The sequence below is a fragment of the Acinetobacter sp. TUM15071 genome (assembly GCF_008980925.1).
In the GTDB taxonomy this organism is placed as follows: Bacteria; Pseudomonadota; Gammaproteobacteria; order Pseudomonadales; family Moraxellaceae; genus Acinetobacter; species Acinetobacter dispersus.
In genome coordinates, this window is the sequence record NZ_BKGB01000002.1 from 1 (window position 1) to 23,101 (window position 23,101).

The 23,101-nt window shown below is 41.4% G+C and carries 14 protein-coding genes; 3 read left to right on the plus strand and 11 right to left on the minus strand.

The features are described from left to right. From GBI66_RS02060 to GBI66_RS02075, 4 genes are all read right to left on the minus strand, one after another. Nucleotides 1–3,640: Ig-like domain-containing protein (locus GBI66_RS02060; protein WP_151715007.1), on the minus strand; the 3,640-nt coding region annotated here is incomplete at its 3' end. A 441-nt stretch (nt 3,641–4,081) separates the two neighbouring features. Beyond that, nucleotides 4,082–5,581, minus strand: coding sequence for a sodium:proton antiporter (locus tag GBI66_RS02065; RefSeq protein ID WP_005192545.1), 1,500 nt, complete (start codon nt 5,579–5,581; stop codon nt 4,082–4,084). A 280-nt stretch (nt 5,582–5,861) separates the two neighbouring features. Further along, entirely contained in the window at nt 5,862–6,752 is an 891-nt protein-coding gene (locus GBI66_RS02070) for a neutral zinc metallopeptidase (protein WP_151715008.1), read from the minus strand. A gap of 37 nt (nt 6,753–6,789) precedes the next feature. Further along, nucleotides 6,790–7,716: a DUF808 domain-containing protein gene (locus GBI66_RS02075; RefSeq protein WP_151715009.1), complete on the minus strand. Its 927-nt coding sequence runs from the start codon at nt 7,714–7,716 to the stop codon at nt 6,790–6,792. A gap of 164 nt (nt 7,717–7,880) precedes the next feature. On the opposite strand from GBI66_RS02075, the gene trpS reads away from it, so the two are divergent. The 3 genes from trpS (at nt 7,881) to GBI66_RS02090 (ending at nt 11,695) form a co-directional block, all read left to right on the plus strand. Beyond that, on the plus strand, nt 7,881–8,894 hold the full coding sequence (gene trpS / locus GBI66_RS02080; RefSeq protein WP_151715010.1) for a tryptophan--tRNA ligase: 1,014 nt from the start codon (nt 7,881–7,883) through the stop codon (nt 8,892–8,894). A gap of 416 nt (nt 8,895–9,310) precedes the next feature. Continuing rightward, nucleotides 9,311–9,955: a YqiJ family protein gene (locus tag GBI66_RS02085; protein ID WP_151715011.1), complete on the plus strand. Its 645-nt coding sequence runs from the start codon at nt 9,311–9,313 to the stop codon at nt 9,953–9,955. A 30-nt stretch (nt 9,956–9,985) separates the two neighbouring features. Continuing rightward, a complete protein-coding gene (locus tag GBI66_RS02090; protein WP_151715012.1) occupies nt 9,986–11,695 on the plus strand; it encodes a flotillin family protein in 1,710 nt (569 codons plus the stop codon). 222 nt (nt 11,696–11,917) lie between these two features. Here GBI66_RS02090 and sucD read toward each other — a convergent pair whose 3' ends face one another. The 7 genes from sucD to GBI66_RS02130 form a co-directional block, all read right to left on the minus strand. Next, on the minus strand, nt 11,918–12,808 hold the full coding sequence (gene sucD, locus GBI66_RS02095; RefSeq protein WP_003655479.1) for a succinate--CoA ligase subunit alpha: 891 nt from the start codon (nt 12,806–12,808) through the stop codon (nt 11,918–11,920). A gap of 12 nt (nt 12,809–12,820) precedes the next feature. Beyond that, a complete protein-coding gene (gene sucC / locus GBI66_RS02100; RefSeq protein ID WP_003655470.1) occupies nt 12,821–13,987 on the minus strand; it encodes an ADP-forming succinate--CoA ligase subunit beta in 1,167 nt (388 codons plus the stop codon). A gap of 137 nt (nt 13,988–14,124) precedes the next feature. Then, on the minus strand, nt 14,125–15,558 hold the full coding sequence (lpdA, locus tag GBI66_RS02105) for a dihydrolipoyl dehydrogenase (RefSeq protein ID WP_004803172.1): 1,434 nt from the start codon (nt 15,556–15,558) through the stop codon (nt 14,125–14,127). A 135-nt stretch (nt 15,559–15,693) separates the two neighbouring features. Continuing rightward, nucleotides 15,694–16,890 (minus strand): 2-oxoglutarate dehydrogenase complex dihydrolipoyllysine-residue succinyltransferase, encoded by a 1,197-nt coding sequence (gene odhB, locus GBI66_RS02110; protein WP_151715013.1) that lies wholly within the window; start codon nt 16,888–16,890, stop codon nt 15,694–15,696. Continuing rightward, nucleotides 16,890–19,730, minus strand: a complete 2,841-nt coding sequence (locus GBI66_RS02115) for a 2-oxoglutarate dehydrogenase E1 component (RefSeq protein WP_005192562.1) — start codon at nt 19,728–19,730, stop codon at nt 16,890–16,892. Before GBI66_RS02115 ends, odhB begins: the two co-directional genes overlap by 1 nt. A 740-nt stretch (nt 19,731–20,470) precedes the next feature. Beyond that, nucleotides 20,471–21,181: a succinate dehydrogenase iron-sulfur subunit gene (locus GBI66_RS02125; protein ID WP_004664446.1), complete on the minus strand. Its 711-nt coding sequence runs from the start codon at nt 21,179–21,181 to the stop codon at nt 20,471–20,473. 14 nt (nt 21,182–21,195) lie between these two features. Continuing rightward, on the minus strand, nt 21,196–23,091 hold the full coding sequence (locus GBI66_RS02130) for an FAD-dependent oxidoreductase (RefSeq protein ID WP_151715014.1): 1,896 nt from the start codon (nt 23,089–23,091) through the stop codon (nt 21,196–21,198). Nucleotides 23,092–23,101: the final 10 nt, after the last annotated feature.

Genomic DNA, 23,101 nt, shown 5'->3' on the forward strand with positions numbered 1-23,101 from the left:
CTGTACCGGTAATTGGATCAGTGCCATTGATTGGATCAATGTCTGGGGCATTCGGTGCAGTCACATCAACGGTATACACTTGCGTATCTGTGATGTTGCTGCTGTTACCCGCGGTATCGGTGAAGGTTGCTGTTGCATCAATGGTTTTATCACCATCCGCCAACAGGTCACTACCTGCAACATCAGCGGTCCAATTGCCTGTTGCTGGATCAACTGTCGCTGTATAGGTCACGCCATTGATCAACAAGGTCACAACTGTGGTCGCTGCATCTGCTGGGATACCCGTCAAGGTACCTGTGATGGTTACATTGCCACCTGACTCTGCCGCATTCAATACGTTGTCTGTTGTTACACTACCAACCGTTAAAGTTGTACCAGAAACATCTGGTCCTAGACTATCAATCGTTTCCGAACCTGGCGCAGATGGATTTCCTGCTGGGTCAGTGGCAATCGCTGTCACTGTACCGCCATTTGGCAAGTTGCCTGGATTTGGTGTGGTCCATACCCCTGTGGTTGGATCCGTTGGCACTTGAACGGTAGTGCCATTCGGGAAGGTCACCGTTACGGTTGAACCTGGTTCTGCTGTACCGGTAATTGGATCAGTGCCATTGATTGGATCAATGTCTGGGGCATTCGGTGCAGTCACATCCACTGTATACACTTGCGTATCAGTGATGTTGCTGCTGTTACCCGCGGTATCGGTAAAGGTTGCTGTTGCATCAATGGTTTTATCACCATCCGCCAACAGGTCACTACCTGCAACATCAGCGGTCCAATTGCCTGTTGCTGGATCAACTGTCGCTGTATAGGTCACGCCATTGATCAACAAGGTCACAACTGTGGTCGCTGCATCTGCTGGGATACCCGTCAAGGTACCTGTGATGGTTACATTGCCACCTGACTCTGCCGCATTCAATACGTTGTCTGTTGTTACACTACCAACCGTTAAAGTTGTACCAGAAACATCTGGTCCTAGACTATCAATCGTTTCCGAACCTGGCGCAGATGGATTTCCTGCTGGGTCAGTGGCAATCGCTGTCACTGTACCGCCATTTGGCAAGTTGCCTGGATTTGGTGTGGTCCATACCCCTGTGGTTGGATCCGTTGGCACTTGAACGGTAGTGCCATTCGGGAAGGTCACCGTTACGGTTGAACCTGGTTCTGCTGTACCGGTAATTGGATCAGTGCCATTGATTGGATCAATGTCTGGGGCATTCGGTGCAGTCACATCCACTGTATACACTTGCGTATCTGTGATGTTGCTGCTGTTACCCGCGGTATCGGTAAAGGTTGCTGTTGCATCAATGGTTTTATCACCATCCGCCAACAAGTCACTACCTGCAACATCAGCGGTCCAATTGCCTGTTGCTGGATCAACTGTCGCTGTATAGGTCACGCCATTGATCAACAAGGTCACAACTGTGGTCGCTGCATCAGCAGGAACACCAGTCAAAGTACCTGTGATAGTTACATTGCCACCTGACTCTGCCGCATTCAATACGTTGTCTGTTGTTACACTACCAACCGTTAAAGTTGTACCAGAAACATCTGGTCCTAGACTATCAATCGTTTCCGAACCTGGCACAGATGGATTTCCTGCCGGGTCAGTGGCAATCGCAGTCACTGTACCGCCATTTGGCAAGTTGCCTGGATTTGGTGTGGTCCATACCCCTGTCGTTGGATCCGTTGGCACTTGAACGGTAGTACCATTCGGGAAGGTCACCGTTACGGTTGAACCTGGTTCTGCTGTACCAGTAATCGGATCAGTGCCATTGATTGGATCAATATCTGGGGCATTCGGTGCAGTCACATCCACTGTATATACTTGCGTATCTGTGATGTTGCTGCTGTTGCCTGCTGCATCAGTAAATGTTGCTTTGGCATCAATGGTTTTATCACCATCCGCCAACAAGTCACTACCTGCAACATCAGCGGTCCAATTGCCTGTTGCTGGATCAACTGTCGCAGTATACGTCACGCCATTGATCAACAAGGTCACAACAGTCGTTGCTGCATCTGCTGGGATACCGGTCAAGGTACCTGTTACAGTCACATTGCCTGCACCCTCTGCTGCATTGATCACATTATCCGCAGTCACTGCATTGACGTTCAATACCGTACCTGTGGTATCTGGTGCAGTGACATCGACTGTATATACTTGTGTATCAGTTAAATTGCTGCTATTGCCCGCTGCATCAGTAAACTTCACATTGGCATCAATGGTTTTGTCGCCATCCGCCACCAAGCCACTACCAGGGACACTGACACTCCATGTTCCTGCTGCAGTATTTACGGTCGCAGTATACGTCACACCATTTACAACAACTGTCACAACGGTTGTTACCGCATCAGCGGGAACACCAGTCAATGTGCCTGTTAAGGTTACATTTCCAGTCGACTCCGCTGCATTCAATACGTTGTCTGCAGTCACGTTATCAACCGTTAAGGTTGTACCAGAAACATCTGGTCCTAAACTATCGATGATTTCCGTACCTGGTACAGATGGATTCCCTGCTGGGTCAGTGGCAATCGCAGTCACGGTACCGCCATTTGGCAAGTTACCTGGATTTGGTGTAGTCCATACCCCTGTAGTTGGATCCGTTGGCACTTGAACGGTAGTGCCATTCGGGAAAGTCACCGTTACGGTTGATCCTGGTTCTGCTGTACCCGTAATCGGATCAGTACCATTGATTGGATTAATTTCTGGGGCAGTTGGTGCGGTCACATCCACTGTATAGACTTGGGTATCAGTTACATTGCTGCTATTACCTGCTGCATCAGTAAACTTGACATTGGCATCAATGGTTTTATCGCCATCTGCTACCAAGCCACTACCAGGAACACTGACACTCCACGTACCTGCTGCTGTATCTACGATTGCGGTATAGGTCACCCCGTTTACAACAACAGTCACAACGGTCGTCGCTGCATCTGCTGGCACACCAGTAAGTGTTCCAGTCAAGGTAACATTGCCTGCTGATTCTGCTGCATTTAGCACATTGTCAGCAGTCACAGGATTAACATTAAATTTTACGGCATCAGTATTAGGTGGTGTGGTATCTGCATTATTATCATTATTCCCCCCGCCACCGCCTCCACCACTGCTACCAGCGGCAATACCACCAATAGCAAGTATAGGTAAAGCCCATAACCATGGGCTAAAACCATTAGAGGTTTCACCTGCATAAAGCAAAGGTTCTACTGCCTGAATAGGCTGTAATGTTGCTGCTTCAACAGGAGCTGCCGCTGCTTCAGGTACAAGTGCTGGCGTTTCCTCTAAAAAGACAGCGCCTTCATGATCATCATCATCCGAGTCCGCATCGGCGTCAGCATCCGCGTCGGCATCAGCATCACTTTCAGCATCTTTAAAATGTGCCCAAACGAGTTGATTGTCTTCACCCTGAAGAACCAAACTGTTGTCCGCTACGTCATTATTATTAAAGAAATTATGAATAACAATCGTTTCGCCATTTTTTAATACTACAACTGCATTTACACCATCTCTCTTAACAACTGAAATATCACTTGCAGAGACCTTAATTAATACAACTGAAGGTTCAGAGGGTAATGTTGCTGTTTTTCCCGTCGTATTTACAAGGGTTTGATGACTTTCCTTGGAAATAATTTGTATTTGAGACATGGTTATATTCCTCATTATAAATTTTTAATATTTAATCAATTCTTAATTACATTATTAACTTAAGTTTAAATTATTGTTTCTAAGTGATAGAGTTCACAGCACCACTTTAAATCAAACCCTATAAATGTTAAATAGCTCACAAAATAAAAAAATAAACTTACATTTGAATATTTTTTAATAATTAAATAAAGCAATGATTTAAAAGGACTTAAAAAACAAAAACTTTTTCAAACAATTATAATTTTTACACTTTTAAACAAACAAGCCAGAATTAAGCAATAGATTCCCAAAAGGTATTTAAATAAAATTTAACAATCTTTTCAAAAAAAAAATGAATGAAAGTTAATTATTAAAAACAATTTCAAAATTAATTTAATTATATTTTAAAAATAAAAAAGCCTTTTTAAAAAGGCTTTTTTAACAAATAGGAAAATTATATAACTAGAAATTATCTGGATTCTCTAGGCGTTTAACTTCTTCTCGTTTACTCGGGTGATGCATTGTTGCCACACCATCTTCGGTTTTCTGATCCAGTAAAATCTCAGGATTATAAATTGTAATTGTCTCTCTTCCCAAACTGTCTTCTCCAACAATATATTTAAATCCACGACGATTCATCTTATTGCACATACGCTGATAAAAGCCTTTAAAACCTTGAGTCTCCTCACTTGGGTTGTAATAAAAGGCATTCATTACAGCAGGTAGACCCAAGCCACAGACCACACCAGATAGCAATACACTAATAAAAGTATATCCAATCAAAATACTACTGTATTCACTTAGCTCTGGAATATTCGCCACAGCAAGGATCAAAGCCAGTGAAATCCCTCCACGAACACCACCCCACGAAAGAATAGCTAAACTGCCGTTATAACTTTTATTTCGGAATGACGGAAAAAGTGCAAAGGCAGCAAAATTTGCGGCAAAACGAGAGAGATGCAAGATGATAAAAGCAATAATCCCACCAATAATAAGGTTAGCACTTAGATCAAGGATGAAGAGCTCTAAGCCGATCAACGTGAAAAGGAACGAGTTGATAATCCCTTCAACCGTATGCCAAAAATGATTCACTTCGCGGATCTCACGCTGTTCCCGAATTTCTTGCCATTTATTCCCTACAATCAAACCACCAATCACACACGCAATCGGAGCAGATGCATGTGCAAATAAAGCAACAAGGTATGAACCACTTGCAAGTAATGCCGTAGTTAAAATCAAGGATTCCATCTCATGTTTACCACGCAGTAAACGTAAGATCGCAAAACCAAAGCCAAATCCAATAATCACCGCAACAAATATTTCATATAATAGAGTTTCAATTGTTGCTAATAATGAAAAATGTTCCCCCTGCAAAACTTTTAATAAGGTCATAAATAATGCAATACACATCGCATCATTAAATAGAGACTCACCTTCCAGTTTTACAATTAAATGATGCGGTGCCCGAATAGAACTTAATACCCCTTTAACACCAATTGGATCGGTTGCCCCCAGTGCCGCACCTAATAATAGTAAAACACCAATTGGCACTGGGTAGCCAACCAGCCATTGAAATAAATATAATAATCCTGCATAAAATCCTGCACATAACACCAGTGCAATCGTGGCTAAAATACTAATCGGCTTCCAATGATTTCTTAAATCTGAAATTTTAAATTTGAGGGCTGATGAGGTCAAAATAAAACAAATCACACCATTAATTAAAAAATCATAAAAATCGATATTTCTTACAGCAGCCTCAATATTATGAATATTAATTGTAATAAATTGATTACCATTTAATAGGCTTGCACCCCATTGTAAAATAAAGACAAAAATTGCGGAAACAATAGGCACACCAATCGCCTGAGGAAAACCCAATATGCGTTTATTAAAAATGGTCGTGGCAATAGATAAGGCAAAAATAACCGTTAATGCTTGTAGGAGAAAAAAATTACCCATACGACCTCTTTATTTATTCAATTTTAAATACATAGATTTTATTTAAACTTTAAAACTTCAGCGAATCATAAAATTTAAAACACTTGCGATTGAATAAAGGATAAAGGTCTATGCTGTAATTCATCCATTTTATTATTTAATTTTTATAAATAAATGGTTTAAACACAACAATAAACCAATCATCCTCAACTCAGCATAGACAACGTTATTTTACGTTAATTCTTCTTTTAGTTCGTATATCTTCCGTATAAAAATCAAGGAGCAACGCTCCTTTTTTATCCTATTTAAAAGTATTACATTGATTGATATCACCCGATTTCAGACCAATTTGAAACCATTGCATCCGTTGTTCACTGGTACCATGGGTAAAGCTATCTGGTACAACTTGTCCAGTTGCACGGCGCTGCAAGTAGTCATCACCAATTTTTTCAGCTGCGTCCATTGCTTCTTCAATATCACCTTGTTCAAGGAACTGCGTACGTTTTTGGTTCTGATGCGCCCAGATTCCCGCAAAACAATCTGCCTGTAATTCTAAACGTACAGAGAGTTGATTGCCTTGTGCTTGACTGGCTTGTGCACGTGCTTGCTGCACCTGACCAGAGATTCCTAATAAGTTCTGAATATGGTGTCCCACTTCATGCGCAATCACATAAGCTTGTGCAAAATCACCCGCCTGATCTTGACGAGAAAGTTCAGTCTGATTTTGCTCTCCAGAAATTCCCATTTGCTGGCGCATATCTTTAAAGAAAGTAGTATCAATATAAACTTTCTGGTCCGCAGGACAATAGAATGGCCCCATTGCTGCTTGCGCAGTACCACAACCTGAGCGATCTACTCCGCTAAAGAGCACAAGACGTGGTGGTTTATAAGTCATTCCGAGTTGCTGAAAGATAGGAGTCCACGTATCTTCGGTATCTGCCAATACCGTTCCAACAAAATCACTGGCTTCTTTTTGCTCGGCAGTTAAGTTTTGTGGTGCGCCACCTTGTTGAGATGATTGCGCTGTTACTGCTTGTGTTGCTTGATAGGCTTGTTGAGGATCCACACCAAAGAACTTCCAGGCGATGAAAGCCACAACTAGCCCAATAATACTAATTCCCCCTGCTTTCGCACCGCCACTACCGCGACGGTCTTCAACATTGGTACTGACTCGACGACCTTTCCAACGCATAGTTACCTCACATAATTTGGATGATGACGATCTCAGTTTAAACCGATGCTTTTTTTGGCCATACTTTCTGGATCAAACTCACAATGATTAATACCACTGCACCAGCGAGCAAGCCAATACCAAGGTTAATCAAGGTTGGTGTTAAAGCCCCAATGATTGAACCGACACTTGGAATCAACTCTAAATGATCAACCGTTTCTTCAGTAAAATGATGCAATAAAGGAATGGTATGGCTAATAATCCCGCCACCAACTAAAAACATTGCAACTGTTCCAACAATTGAAAGTGTTTTCATTAAGATTGGAGCAAAAGCAAGTAAACCACGACCGATTTTATTTTTTAATTCAGAAGCTTGTTGTGTTAGATATAAACCTAAATCGTCAATTTTTACAATCATTGCAACTAGGCCATATACCCCGACCGTCATCACAATTGCAATAATACTTAATACTGTCACTTTAGTCATAAATGCTGCTGTTGCAACTGTACCTAACGAAATCACCACAATTTCAGCAGAGAGAATAAAGTCAGTTCGAATTGCACCTTTAACTTTTTCTTTTTCAAATTTAGCAAGATCCACTTCGACTTCCTGTAAGTTTTCACTGGCTTCTTCTACTGTTTTGGCTTTTTTATGAAACAGCATATGCACAACTTTTTCTACGCCTTCATAGCAAAGGAACAAACCACCAATCATCAGCAAGGGATTAATCAACCAAGGCGCAACAACACTAATTAATAGTGCCAATGGGACGAGAATTAACTTATTAACAAATGAACCTTTAGCAACACTCCATACCACAGGGAGTTCACGGTCAGAACGCACGCCACTGACTTGCTGTGCATTCAGGGCTAAATCGTCCCCCAAGACCCCTGCTGTTTTCTTTGCTGCCATTTTACTCATAACAGCAACATCATCTAAAATTGTTGCAATATCATCTAGTAATAGTAATAAACCACTCGCCATTTTTATTTCCTAGTTTGTATTTATATCGCTATTGTAGAATCACCTGTTGAAATCACAATATGATTTTAAGAAAAAGTTAAAATTATCGCTGACGAAAAAAATTTATTTCTCGTACAATAATATCAATCTTATATCTATGAAATAACTGAATCTTGGAACATATCATGAGTAATATTGATCAACGTCCAATCATTTTGACAGGCGACCGTCCTACAGGACAACTTCATCTTGGACACTTTGTCGGTTCATTACGTTCTCGTGTAGGTCTACAAGACAGTCACCATCAACATCTGTTATTGGCTGATGCGCAAGCGATGACAGACAATGCAGATAACCCAGATAAAGTCCGCAACAATATTCTTCAAGTTGCACTCGACTATCTTGCTGTTGGAATTGACCCAAACAAAACGACAATTTGTGTACAGTCATGCTTACCTGCACTAAACGAATTGACCATGCTTTACCTCAACTACGTGACTGTTGCACGTTTAGAGCGTAATCCAACGATTAAATCCGAAATTCAAATGCGTGGTTTTGAACGCGATATTCCAGCTGGCTTCCTATGCTACCCAATTGCTCAAGCAGCAGATATCACGGCATTTAAAGCAACGGTTGTTCCTGTTGGCGAAGATCAGATTCCAATGATTGAACAAACCAACGAAGTGGTACGTCGTGTAAATCGTCAAATTGGTCACGACCTATTACCAGAATGTAAAGCATTGCTATCGAATATGGCGCGTTTACCTGGCTTTGATGGTAAAGCAAAAATGTCTAAATCATTAGGCAATACCATTGTGCTAAATGCTTCTGATAAAGACATCAAAAAAGCAGTCAATGCGATGTATACCGATCCTAATCACCTTCGTATCGAAGATCCAGGTCAGGTTGAAGGCAATATCGTATTTACTTATCTTGATGCTTTCGATCCAAATAAAGAAGAAGTGGAAGAATTAAAAGCACATTATCGTCGTGGTGGTTTAGGCGATGGCACTGTGAAAAAACGCTTGGAAGGTGTACTGAAAGAATTGATTACCCCGATTCGTGAACGTCGTGCTGAGTTAGAAAAAGACCCTGATTACATCATGGATATTTTAAAACATGGTACAGACAAATGCCGTGATATTACTCAACAAACACTGGATGAAGTAAAAGCTGGATTAGGATTATTTAGATTCTAATTTACGTTACTTTTCCAGTAAAAAAGCCCATCTTTGGGCTTTTTTACATTAAGTATTTGATTTAGGTTTAATTTAAGAACTTTATCAGAAAATACAAAGCTAACAATTTTCGTCACTTATTAACATCTATTAACAGTAGTTAACATGAATACCGATGAACTTGGTCAGGTTTTTTAATACTATGGCCTTGTAGATTAGTTCACACTAATCTCATGACATTTCTCCTTTCAACCGGAACTGTTTTAAACAGATTCGTTGTTCAACGCAGTGATCACCCCAATCATTGCGTTTTTTTTCGTCTGCAATAATATGAACGATTTAGGTTGAAATTTAGACGAGTTGTCTTTACTCTTATAACTGTTTTATTTTTATAAAAATTTTATTAATTAACTCTAAAAGATAAAAGAGTAATACTGATGATCTGGGATCTATTAACACATCCTTCCAATATTGTTTTTAGCATTGCTTTAATGCTGTGCCTATTTATCGGCCTTCTAGAACTCATTTTACTGTTATTGGGTGGTAGTTCGAGCTTTTTGGAGCAGTTTTTACCCGATAGTCTCACGAATGTTAATCATGCCGATGTCTCTCTGGAACAATCTGATCATTTTCTGACTCAACTGCTAGAGTGGCTCTATCTTGGCAAAGTACCTTTGCTGATTTGGCTGATCATCTTCTTAACTGTTTATGCGCTTACAGGCCTGATCCTTCAAGATGTGTTCTATCAATTGACTGGACAATATCTGTCTGCTTGGATCATTGCACCTGCTTGCTTATTTCTCTGTATGCCACTGGTACGTTATAGCGCAGCACTGATTGCTAAGATTATTCCTAAGGATGAAACCACGGCAATTCAAACAGATGATTTAATTGGTAGAACGGCACACATTATTCTCGGTGATGCCAAACCCAACTCCCCTGCACAAGCCAAAGTCAAAGATCAATTTGGTCAAACTCATTACGTCTTGGTTGAACCCGAGCTTGATATTGTTTTTCATCAAGGGCAACAAGTAATTTTAACGCAAAGAACCAAAATTGGATTCCAAGCGGTTGCTTCTTAATTTTTATATTTATTACATGAGGGTGTTTAAATGTTGAATTCAGCATTGACTGAAATTTTAATTATTACTGGTGTTATTTTTGCGGCACTAATCTTTATTGGCGTGATTATCGCGCGTTTATATACACGTTCAAGTAAAGAGGTCTCTTTTGTACGTACAGGTTTTGGTGGTGAAAAAGTCATTTTAAATGGCGGTGCCATTGTCCTTCCTGTCTTGCATGAAATTATTCCTGTCAACATGAACACTTTACGTTTAGAAGTAAAACGTGCTGCAGATCAAGCACTCATTACACGTGATCGTATGCGTGTCGATGTGATGGCAGAGTTCTATGTTCGCGTAAAACCAATTGCTGAATCAATTGCGACTGCTGCTCAGACGCTAGGCCGTAAAACCATGTCCCCACCAGAACTCAAAGATCTGGTCGAAGGTAAATTTGTCGATTCACTCCGTGCCGTTGCTGCTGAAATGGCAATGGAAGAATTGCATGAGAAACGTGTCGACTTTGTTCAAAAAGTTCAACAAGTGGTGTCTGAAGATTTATCAAAAAATGGTTTAGAACTAGAAACTGTTTCATTGACTGGACTTGACCAAACTAGCTTTAAATTCTTTAATCCACAAAATGCGTTTGATGCAGAGGGTTTAACCAAGCTGACTGAAACCATTGAAGACCGTCGCAAGAAACGTAATGATATTGAACAAGATGCTGACCTTGCCATTCGCGCAAAGAACTTAGAAGCAGAACGTGCTCGTTTAGAAATTTCGCGTGAAGAAGAATATGCAAAGTTACAGCAAGAGCGTGAAATCTCTATTCGTAAAGCTGAACAAACAGCAGAAATCGCCTCTCAAGAAGCAGGTAAAAAACGTGAGGCTGAAGAAGCTCAAATTGCTGCTGAGCGTGAAGTGGAACTAAAACGAATTGCTTCTGCTCGTGATGTAGAGAATGAAAATATCCAAAAAGCTCAGCTCATTCAAAAAGCTCAAGTCGAACAGAAGAAAACGATTGAATTGGCTGAGCAAGATCGCGCCATTGCCATTGCTGAAAAATCTCGTGCTGAATCAGAAGCCAAAGCGCAGGCTGACAAGGCCCGTGCCGAAGCGGTGAAAGCAGAGGAAGAAGTTGTGACGGTACGTGAAACACAACGTGCTGAGCGTCAAAAAGCAGTCGAGCTGGTTGCAGCTAAACAAACAGCAGAGAAAGAAGCTATTGCGATTACGGTTGCTGCGGATGCAGGTAAAAAAGCCGCTGCCGATGAAGCAGAAGCAGTACGTATTGCAGCAGAAGCAGATGCTGAAAAGATTCGCTTAAAAGCGAAAGGTGAGGCGGATGCAAAAATCCTACTTGCTCAAGCGCTGGAAAAACAATATCAGGTTGATGCGGAAGGTGCGCGTGCAGTGAATGAAGCAGCCAATACTCTTTCTGCTGAACAGGTTGAAATGCAAGTTCGCTTAGCTTTGCTTAAACACTTACCTGAGATCATTCGCGAAAGTGTTAAACCAATGGAAAATATTGATGACATCAAGATATTACAAGTGAATGGTCTAAGTAGCTTTGCGGGAGGCGGTACTGTCGGTAGTGATACGGTTGAAAATGGTCAAACCTCTTTATCTGATCAAGTGGTCAATAGTGCCCTACGCTACCGTTCACAAGCACCACTCATTGATAGCTTAATGAATGAACTTGGCTTACAAGGTGGCGATATCAATGGTTTAACGCAAGGGTTAAAACCAAAAGCTGAGTAATTATTTTCGATCTATCAAGAGTCTTAGTAATAAGGCTCTTTTTTTAATTCGGAAAATTTAAATGCCATTCTCTATATAAATAAGTTAATCAACTAAAACTGAATCTTTTATAGAACATACTGCTTAAATTGATTTTAAGTTTAAGGAGGAATATTTCTTCCAGTCATAAAAAAAACCCCAATGTCTCCATTGGGGTTTTTTTAAAGATTAAAATCTAACGTATTACGCTAAACCTTTCTCTTTTAAAACTTGCAACATCGTTGAACCAAGCTCAGCTGGGCTACGAGTGTAAGCCATTCCCGCACGTTCAAATGCAGCAAATTTCTCTTCAGCAGTACCTTGACCACCAGAAATGATCGCACCAGCGTGACCCATACGCTTACCTTTAGGTGCAGTTACACCAGCGATGTAACCGACTACAGGCTTAGTCACGTTAGATTTGATGAATTCAGCAGCTTCTTCTTCCGCTGTACCACCGATCTCACCGATCATGATGATTGCATCAGTATCTGGATCGTCTTGGAACAATTGAAGTGCTTCGATCTGGTTCATACCTGGGATTGGGTCACCACCAATACCGATACAAGTAGACTGACCTAAACCAAGCTTAGTTGTTTGAGCAACAGCTTCATAAGTCAATGTACCTGAACGTGAGATGATACCAATACGACCTGGTTGGTGGATGTGACCAGGCATAATACCGATCTTACATTCACCTGGAGTGATCACGCCTGGGCAGTTAGGACCAACTAAACGAGTACCGTTACCGTTAGTTTCTAAGTAACGTTTAGCTTTAAGCATGTCGATTGTTGGAACACCTTCAGTGATCACAACGATTAGGCCAACACCTGAATCAACCGCTTCAACGATTGAGTCCAAAACGAATGGAGCTGGTACATAGATTACAGATGCATCAGCATTTGTTTCACGTACAGCTTCTTTCATTGTGTTGAATACTGGTAGGTCAAGGTGAGTTGTACCACCTTTACCTGGAGTAACACCACCAACAACTTTTGTACCGTAGTCTAAAGCTTGTGCAGAGTGGAAAGTACCGTTTTTACCAGTAAAACCTTGTACCAATACTTTAGTGTCTTTATTAATTAATACGCTCATGATTGATACTCCTTACGCTTTAACTGCAGCTACAACTTTTTCTGCGGCATCAGATAAACCGTTCGCAGAAATTAATTTCAAACCTGATTCATCAAGTAATTTAGCACCTAACTCAGCGTTGTTACCTTCTAAACGAACAACAACTGGTACAGTTACATTTACTTCTTGAACCGCTGCAATAATTGCTTCAGCAATCATGTCACAACGTACGATACCACCGAAGATGTTGATTAAAACACCTTGAACAGACGTATCAGCAAGGATGATTTTGAACGCTTCGATTACGCGCTCTTTCGTTGCACCGCCACCAACGTCAAGGAAGTTTGCAGGCTGACCACCATAAAGTTTGATGATGTCCATAGTTGCCATTGCAAGACCAGCACCGTTAACCATACAACCGATGTTACCTTCTAAAGCAACATAGTTAAGATCAAATTCAGATGCTTTTAATTCACGCTCATTCTCTTGAGATTTGTCACGTAAAGCAGCAACTTTAGGTAAACGGTAAAGCGCGTTAGAGTCGATACCTACTTTCGCATCTACACATAAAATATCGCCATTTTCACGAACTGAAAGTGGGTTAATTTCGAATAATGCAAAGTCATTTTCAACAAATGCTTGGTAAGCAGCAGCCATGATTTTTACAAATTGGCTAATTTGCTTGTCTTTCAAACCTAAAGCAAACGCAACTTCACGTGCTTGGAATGGTTGTAAGCCAACTAATGGATCAACTTCAACTTTGATAATTTTTTCTGGAGTTTCTTCTGCAACTTTCTCGATTTCTACACCACCTTCGGTAGAAGCCATGAAAGTAATACGACGGCTAGAACGGTCTACAACCGCGCCCAAGTAAAGCTCGCGCTCAACTGGATAAACGTCTTCAGCAACGATAATGCTGTTAACTGGTTGACCATTTGCATCTGTTTGATACGTTACAAGACGAGTACCAATGATGTTGTTTGCAAATTCGATAACATCTTCTTTAGATTTTGCAACTTTAACGCCGCCAGCCTTACCACGACCACCAGCATGAACTTGCGCTTTCATTACAGCGAATTTACCACCAAGCTGTTCAAATGCAGCAACTGCTTCGTCTGCATTTGTTGCCAAGATACCTTCTTGTACTGGCATGCCATATTCTTTCAATAACGCTTTAGCTTGATACTCATGTAAGTTCATTTAGTTACCTACTATGTTGTTTGTAGTGATACAGCCTTGATCTTCTTAAAATCAGACTGCTACATATTGAATAAATGATTGTCTAAATAAGACAACCATCATCATTCAAAAAAAGTGTGGCGAACCACACTTTATATTTATTTACGCTTACGTTGAATCGCGTGGATTGCACGACCGTCAACAGAAAGCGCTGCTTCATGTACAACTTCAGAGAAAGTCGGGTGACCGAAAGTCATCAATTGTAAATCTTCAACAGAAGAAACAAACTCAAGTGCGATCATACCTTGGTGTACGATATCAGACGCATTAGGACCCACAACGTGCATACCTAAAAGACGATCTGTTTTCGCATCAGCAACGAATTTCACAAAACCAGCAGTATCACCAGCAGCCAACGCACGACCATTCACCGCAAATGGGAATTGACCTGCTTTAACTTCGTGACCTTTTTCAGCGGCTTGTTCTTCAGTTAAACCAACCCAAGCTGCTTCTGGGTGTGTGTAAATAACGCTGATGATCGTGTCATAGTTCACTTGAGCTGCATGACCGTGAATACGTTCAACAGCCATTACGCCCTCTTCCATTGCTTTATGTGCAAGCATTGGACCACGTACCAAGTCACCAATCGCGTAAACACCTTCTACAGATGTTTGACATTGGTCATTTACATCAACCAAACCACGCTCAGTCAATTTAATGCCTGAATCTTCAGCCAATAAACCTTCTGCATATGCTTTACGGCCTACACAAACGATAAGCTTGTCAAAAACTTGTTCTTTGTCTTCTCCAGCTTGGTTGTATTTAACCGTTACTTCTTGACCATTGGTTTCAGCGCCAGAAACTTTCGCACCAATACGGATATCTAAACCTTGTTTCTTCAAGATTTTTTGATATTCCTTCGCCAATGCTTTATCAGCCATTGGTAAGAATGCATCTAATGCTTCAAACACAACAACTTCTGAACCAAGACGACGCCATACTGAGCCAAGCTCTAAGCCGATAACACCCGCACCGATCACACCAAGACGCTTAGGAACTTCTGAGAATTTCAATGCGCCAGTAGAATCAACGATTAAGTCTTCATCAACAGGAGCGACTGGAATATTTACAGGCACAGAACCCGTTGCAAGAATCACGTACTTTGGTTCTAAAACCTGTACTTCACCTTCAAAAGGTGTGAATTCTACTTTTTTACCTGCAAGTAATTTACCAGTACCTTGTAACCACTCGATACCATTACCTTTAAGTAATTGAGCAACACCACCAGTCAATTGATCTACAACTTTGTCTTTACGTGCCAACAAAGTATCTAAGTCAAATTTAACTTCACCAGTAGTGATACCGTGTTCAGCAAGTTCGTGAACTGTTGCTTCGTAACGGTGAGAAGAGTCAAGCAATGCTTTAGAAGGGATACAACCAACGTTTAAACACGTACCACCTAGAGATGGTTTACCGTTGTGAATACGTTTTTCGATACAAGCGACTTTAAAACCAAGTTGAGCTGCACGAATCGCCGCTTCATAACCACCAGGTCCACCGCCAATAACAACAAGATCAAACTGTTGAGACATTTTTATCTCCATTTTAATCTCCCCTAACCTCTCTCTGAAAAGAAGAGGAATTTCCACAAATCTTAAAATGTATATGACTCGTGAAAGTCCCCCTTTTATAAAAGGGGGATTTAGAGGGGATTATTAAGTAATAAGTTATAGGTCAAGAATAAGTTTAGCTGGCTCTTCTAACAATTCTTTGATTGTTACCAAGAAACCTACAGCTTCTTTACCATCGATTAAACGGTGGTCATAAGAAAGCGCTAAATACATCATTGGCAAGATTTCAACTTGACCATTTACCGCCATAGGACGTTCTTGGATTTTATGCATACCCAAGATCGCTGTTTGCGGTGTATTTAAAATTGGTGTTGAAAGTAATGAACCGAAAGTACCACCATTGGTAATCGTGAACGTACCGCCAGTCATGTCTTCGATACCTAATTTACCATCACGCGCTTTATAAGCGTAATCACGGATACCGTTTTCCACTTCTGCATAGTTCATGCGGTCAGTATCACGAAGGACTGGTACAACTAAGCCACGCTCACTCGATACAGCAACACCGATGTCATAGAAACCGTGATAAACGATATCATCGCCATCAATTGAACCATTCACTGCTGGGTAGCGTTTTAATGCTTCAGTCGCTGCTTTAACAAAGAAAGACATAAAGCCTAAACGAGCACCATGACGTTTTTCGAAAGCATCTTTATATTGCTTACGCATTTCCATGATTGGCTTCATGTTAACTTCGTTGAACGTTGTTAACATTGCAGTTTGTTGTGTAGCAGCTAATAAACGCTCAGCAACACGCTTACGTAAACGTGTCATTGGAACACGTTTCTCGATACGCTCGCCTACAGCAACGCTTAATGGTTGAACTGATGCAGCAGGTTTAGCTTGATGGCTAGCAACATCTTCTTTAGTGATGCGACCACCACGGCCTGTACCTTGTACGTCAGCAGCATTGATACCAGTTTCAGATAATGCTTTACGAACTGCAGGCGCTTGGTTTGCATCAACAGCTTGAGTTGATGCTGCAGCCGCAGGAGCAGCAGCTGTAGGAGCCGCCGCCGCTGGTGCAGCAGCTTCAGGAGCAGCTGCAGAAACAGCACCAGCTTCGAATTGAGCAATCACTTCATCAGAAAGAACTGTATCGCCTTCACCTTTGATGATTGCAACTAAGCTACCATCAGCTGGAGCAACCACTTCTAAAACAACTTTATCGGTTTCAATGTCACAGATCACTTCATCACGTGATACAGGTTCACCTACTTTCTTGTGCCAAGTTGCGATCGTACCGTCAGCAACTGACTCTGGAAATACCGGTGCTTTAATTTCGGTTGCCATTATTTAGAATCTCCTGATTGTTCAACTTCAATCGCAAGTGCGTCATTGATAAGCTGAGCTTGTTGTTTTGCATGCAAGTATGGCGAGCCACAAGCAGGTGCGGCAGATGCTTCACGACCAGCATAGCTAATACGGATTTGTTTACCAGATTTAAGAACGTCTTCATACAAACGAGGAACGATGAATAACCAAGCGCCTTGGTTTTTCGGCTCTTCTTGTGTCCAAACAAGTTCTTGAATGTTTGGATAAGCTGCCATGACTTCAGCAAGGCGTTGCTCTGGGTATGGGTACAATTGTTCGATACGAACGATCGCAATATGGTTTAAACCAAGTTCACGACGTTTTTCGAGTAAATCGTAATAAACCTTACCACCACAAAGCACTAAACGAGTCACATCAGCTTTGTTGATTTGATCAATTTCATCGATCACAGTTTGGAATGAACCGTTTGCTAATTCATCTAAAGTTGAAGTCGCAAGTTTATGACGTAATAACGATTTTGGTGACATTACGATCATTGGCTTACGAATCGGACGAACTGCTTGACGACGTAACGCATGGAAAATCTGCGCTGGAGTTGTCGGTGTCATCACTTGCATATTGTCTTCTGCACAAAGCTGTAAGAAACGCTCTAAACGTGCAGATGAATGCTCTGGACCTTGACCTTCATAACCATGTGGCAACAACATTGTTAAACCACAAACACGCTCCCACTTGGTTTCACCCGAAGCGATAAACTGGTCAATAACAACTTGCGCACAGTTTGCGAAGTCACCAAATTGTGCTTCCCAAACGATTAAGCTTTTTGGCAATGTCGTTGAATAGCCGTATTCAAATGCAAGAACCGCTTCTTCTGACAATAAAGAGTCATAGACCGCAGTACGTGGCTGATTTTCTTTGATATGGCAAAGTGGAATATAAACAGAACCATCAACTTGGTTGTGTAATTTGGCATGACGATGTGAGAATGTACCACGGCCTACGTCTTCACCTGTAATACGAACCAAGAAGCCATCATCAAGTAAAGATGCATATGCTAAGGTCTCTGCAGCACCCCAGTTGAGTGGCATTTCGCCTGTTTGCATTTTTACGCGATCATCAATGACTTTTTGAACTTGACGCTGTAATACAAAACCTTCTGGCAATGTATTCATTTTCAAACCAAGTTCTTTCAAACGATCAACGCTGAACGTTGTATCCCAAAGATCTGTGTATTCATGGCCCAAATAAGGTGCCCAATCGACAAACATCTTTTTGTTTGGTTCACGAACAAGTGCATTGGCAACATGATTACCTGCTTCTAGATCAGAACGGTAGCCTTCAACCATTGCATCGGCACTTGCGCGATCAAGGATTTGTTGTTGAACCAATTGATCTGCATACAAGGTACGCGTAGTCGCTTTCTTGTTGATCACTTGATACATCATTGGTTGCGTTGCAGATGGTTCATCCGCTTCGTTATGACCGCGACGACGGTAGCAGAACAAATCTAAGATGACATCTTTACGGAATTCATGACGGAAATCGTGCGCGATTTGAGTTGCAAAAATTACAGCTTCAGGATCATCGCCATTAACATGGAAAATCGGTGACTGAATCATTTTTGCGACGTCAGTACAGTATTCTGTAGAACGTGTATCGCGTGGATCAGAAGTTGTGAAACCGACTTGGTTATTAATCACAATATGAACGGTACCGCCCACTGTGTAACCACGTGTTTGTGACATTTGGAAGGTTTCTTGGTTTACACCTTGACCAGCAAATGCAGCATCACCATGAACGATTACAGGCAGTACATCATCACCGCCAATGTCTTTACGACGTACTTGACGTGCACGAACTGAACCTTCAACCACTGGACCAACAATTTCCAAGTGTGACGGGTTAAACGCTAATGCTAAGTGAACTTCGCCGCCTGGAGTCATTACGTTTGAAGAGAAGCCTTGGTGATACTTAACGTCACCAGAACCTTTCTTATGAATACTTTTTCCTTCAAACTCACCGAAAAGGTCAGCTGGGTTTTTACCCATGATGTTGACAAGAAGGTTGAGACGACCACGGTGTGGCATACCAATCACAACTTCTTTACAACCGACGCTACCAGCACGTTGAATGATTTCGTTCATCATTGGAATAAAAGACTCACCGCCTTCTACACCAAAACGTTTTGCACCAACGAATTTATTACCAAGATACTTTTCTAAGCCTTCTGCCGCAGTTAAGCGCTCTAAAAAGCCTTTTTTCTGATCATTGGTAAAATTGAATTTACCGCGGACACCTTCTAAACGTTGCTGAATCCAACGTTTTTCTTTGGTATCAACGATATGCATATATTCTGCACCAATTGAACCACAGTAAGTTGCTTCCATGGCATCAACCATTTCAGACAATGTTGCTTCTGCTTTTCCAATTGCGAGGTTGCCTGTATTAAATACAGTATCGAGATCTGATTTAGTTAAACCGTGCGCAGATAAATCGAGGTCAGGAACGTCTTCGCGTTTCGCAAGACCTAATGGATCGAGTTTAGCTTTTTGATGACCACGGTTACGATAAGCAGCGATTAATTGTAAAACACCAATTTGACGACGCTCATGCTCTGTGCTTACAGTGCTTTGTACAACAGGTTGAACTCGGTTCGCATTACGACCCAAAAGGAGGAATTGCTCGCGCACACTGCCGTGTGGTTGATCACCTTTAGGGTATTTATCGAAATATTCACGCCAATCCTCTGACACTGAGGTTGGAGAAGTTAGGTACTGTTCGTATAGCTCTTCAATATACGCTGCACTATCAGCGGAAAGTTCAGTGTCAAGACGCGAAGCGTCAGCAACTTCTTGCATTTTTGGACCCATTTCCTATTGCAAAAAATAATACAGGCTGCCTTTTAAGCACACCCATGATTCATAGTGTCAAATTGGTAACAAGACACTACTACCCAAGATCATCCAACCTTGAGACATTATTACTACACATCAGGAGTATTCCCTTTGATGTAACAAATGAGCTATACACCTTCAATTCAAGGCATATAACTCATTCTTCATACTCGATGAAATCGAGCAATTTTTTGCAAATCATTTTAGAAAAATTAACTCGATTTTTAACTTTTCTAAATTGACTTTTTCCACAAAACCTGTACAAATCTCTAAGACCAGATCCTTAGATAAGCTCAAGAATCTGCTTATTTTTTGATTCCAGTTGTGGCAGAAATCCTAACATGTTCTCAAGCTTGGATTGATTTTTTTGACACATACCATCCATAAAGCAGCGAAATACACACATCAAATTATATTCTAATATACCGCCCTTTTGATAAAAGTTGCACTCTGATTGATCAAAAATAAACATTCTCTACAAATCTTGCACAAATCCCACGCAGTTCGATCAAAAACAAACCAACATATCGATTTATATGATTTTATTTAACAGTAAAATCTATAAATATTTAGGGTCGAATTTCTAAATTTCAAGCTTGAATATTTTTAAGCAACCATTTTTTAACCAATCAAAAGTAACAGTACTAAACGTAAAAAAGGAGACCCTTTTCGGAGTCTCCTTTTTTGTTGCTTAGAAAACTAGATTAACCAGCTTGATCTAACAACATATTACGAATGTGACCAATTGCCTTTGTCGGGTTCAAACCTTTAGGACATACAGATACACAGTTCATGATCCCCTTACAACGGAACAAAGAGAATGGATCATCTAAACGAGCCAAACGCTCTTGTGTTGCCGTATCACGAGAGTCAATGATGAAGCGGTATGCATTTAACAATGCAGACGGTCCAAGGAACTTATCAGGGTTCCACCAGAATGATGGGCATGAAGTTGAACAACATGCACAAAGAATACATTCATATAGACCATCTAAATGTTCACGTTCTGCTTGAGACTGTAAACGCTCTTTCGCAGGTGCAGGCTGATTGTTGATCAAGAACGGTTGAATCTTATCATATTGATCATAGAACTGATTCATGTCTACAACCAAGTCTTTTACCACAGGTAAACCAGGTAAAGGACGGATCACAATCTTCTCTGGTAAATCGTTCAAGTTCCACAAGCACGCTAAACCATTTTTACCATTGATGTTCACACCATCCGAACCACAAATACCTTCACGGCAAGAGCGACGGAATGTTAATGACTCATCTTGCACTTTCAACGCAAGTAATGCATCAAGCAACATACGGTGCTTATCAGTTAACTCAAGTTTGAAAGTTTGCATGTACGGCGCTTTATCCTTATCAGGATCATAGCGGTAGATTTCGAATGTACGAGTGCCTCTACTCATCTTTGTTCTCCCGATTAGAATGTACGTGGTTTAGGTTCAATTGCTTCAACCGTTAACGGGCTGAAACGTACCGGCTTATATTCAAGACGGTTGTCTGATGAATACCATAAAGTATGCTTCATCCATTCATCATCACGACGACCGTAAGAATAAGTTGGATGATCAGGTGCTAACTCATAGTCAACAACTGTATGCGCACCACGACATTCTTTACGTGCAGCAGCAGAAATCAGAGTCGCTTTCGCAACTTCATACAAGTTTTCAACTTCTAATGCTTCAACACGTGCAGTGTTAAATACTTTAGATTTGTCTTTCAAATGAATGTTACGAACACGTGGCTCAATCGCAAGAATTTCTTTTACGCCTTTATCAAGCAATGCTTGAGTACGGAATACACCTGCGTGATCTTGTACGATGTCACGGATTGCATCAGCAACTTCTTGCGCGTTTTCACCCATAGTTGAATCATCTAACTTACGAATACGCTCTAATGTATTTACCAATACATCAGTCGGAAGCGGTTGATAATCATCGCCATGATGTTTAGTCACATAGTCAATGATGTGCTCACCCGCTGCTTTACCGAATACCACAAGGTCAAGCAATGAGTTTGTACCTAAACGGTTTGCACCATGTACTGATACGCAAGAACATTCACCAATTGCATAGAACCCTTTCACAGGTTTTACGTAATCACGAGTACCGACATAATGATACTCTTTGGTGTCTTTGTTGTAGCTTGCAGAGAATTCACCTTCTTCAACGCCATGCGGTACAACCACTTGGCCATGAATATTGGTCGGAATACCACCCATTTGATAATGGATTGTTGGTACAACTGGAATTGGCTCTTTGGTACAGTCAACGTTTGCGAACTTCTTACCAATCTCAAATACAGATGGAAGACGTTTCATAATCGTTTCAGCACCCAAGTGAGTCATATCAAGTAAGATATAATCCGCTTTAGGACCACAACCACGACCTTCTTTAATTTCCTGGTCCATTGAACGTGATACGAAGTCACGTGGCGCCAAGTCTTTTAAAGTTGGTGCATAACGTTCCATGAATGGTTCGCCGTCTTTGTTACGAAGGATACCACCTTCACCACGACAACCTTCAGTCAACAATACGCCTGCGCCCGCAACACCCGTTGGGTGGAATTGCCAGAATTCCATATCTTGTAGTGGAATACCTGCACGAGCAGCCATACCAAGACCGTCACCAGTGTTGATATAAGCATTGGTTGATGCACGGTACACACGACCAGCACCACCAGTAGCGAATAAAGTCGCTTTCGCTTGGAATACGGCGATGTTACCAGTTTCCTGATCGATCGCTGTCACACCAAGAACATCACCCGCTTCGTTACGGATCAAGTCTAATGCAATCCACTCAACGTAGAACTGGGTGCCCATTTTTACGTTGCTTTGATATAAGGTATGCAATAACGCGTGACCTGTACGGTCAGCAGCAGCACACGCACGTGGAACAGCTTTTTCGCCGTAGTTTGCAGAGTGACCACCGAATGGACGCTGATAGATCGTACCATCTTCGTTACGGTCAAACGGCATACCCAAGTGTTCAAGCTCATACACAACTTTTGGCGCTTCACGTGTCATGAACTCGATTGCGTCCTGATCGCCTAACCAATCAGAACCTTTAACCGTGTCATAGAAGTGATAATGCCAATTATCTTCTTGCATGTTACCTAACGACGCACCAATACCACCTTGAGCGGCAACTGTATGCGAACGTGTTGGGAATACTTTGGTCAATACAGCAACTTTTAAACCCGCTTGAGCAAGTTGGTAAGCAGCACGCATACCAGAACCACCACCACCAACGATAACTGCGTCGAAAGTGAGGTTTTGAATATTTGAATAATCTTCTTTAGGGTTAATTGCGCCCATGATCTCTTCC

Bases quoted from the DNA above. Each gene is read 5' to 3' on its own strand.
- GBI66_RS02065 (WP_005192545.1), bottom strand. From the start codon at position 5,581: ATGGGTAATTTTTTTCTCCTACAAGCATTAACGGTTATTTTTGCCTTA.
- GBI66_RS02070 (WP_151715008.1), bottom strand. From the start codon at position 6,752: ATGCGTTGGAAAGGTCGTCGAGTCAGTACCAATGTTGAAGACCGTCGC.
- GBI66_RS02075 (WP_151715009.1), bottom strand. From the start codon at position 7,716: ATGGCGAGTGGTTTATTACTATTACTAGATGATATTGCAACAATTTTA.
- trpS (WP_151715010.1), top strand. From the start codon at position 7,881: ATGAGTAATATTGATCAACGTCCAATCATTTTGACAGGCGACCGTCCT.
- GBI66_RS02085 (WP_151715011.1), top strand. From the start codon at position 9,311: ATGATCTGGGATCTATTAACACATCCTTCCAATATTGTTTTTAGCATT.
- GBI66_RS02090 (WP_151715012.1), top strand. From the start codon at position 9,986: ATGTTGAATTCAGCATTGACTGAAATTTTAATTATTACTGGTGTTATT.
- sucD (WP_003655479.1), bottom strand. From the start codon at position 12,808: ATGAGCGTATTAATTAATAAAGACACTAAAGTATTGGTACAAGGTTTT.
- sucC (WP_003655470.1), bottom strand. From the start codon at position 13,987: ATGAACTTACATGAGTATCAAGCTAAAGCGTTATTGAAAGAATATGGC.
- lpdA (WP_004803172.1), bottom strand. From the start codon at position 15,558: ATGTCTCAACAGTTTGATCTTGTTGTTATTGGCGGTGGACCTGGTGGT.
- odhB (WP_151715013.1), bottom strand. From the start codon at position 16,890: ATGGCAACCGAAATTAAAGCACCGGTATTTCCAGAGTCAGTTGCTGAC.
- GBI66_RS02115 (WP_005192562.1), bottom strand. From the start codon at position 19,730: ATGCAAGAAGTTGCTGACGCTTCGCGTCTTGACACTGAACTTTCCGCT.
- GBI66_RS02125 (WP_004664446.1), bottom strand. From the start codon at position 21,181: ATGAGTAGAGGCACTCGTACATTCGAAATCTACCGCTATGATCCTGAT.
- GBI66_RS02130 (WP_151715014.1), bottom strand. From the start codon at position 23,091: ATGGGCGCAATTAACCCTAAAGAAGATTATTCAAATATTCAAAACCTC.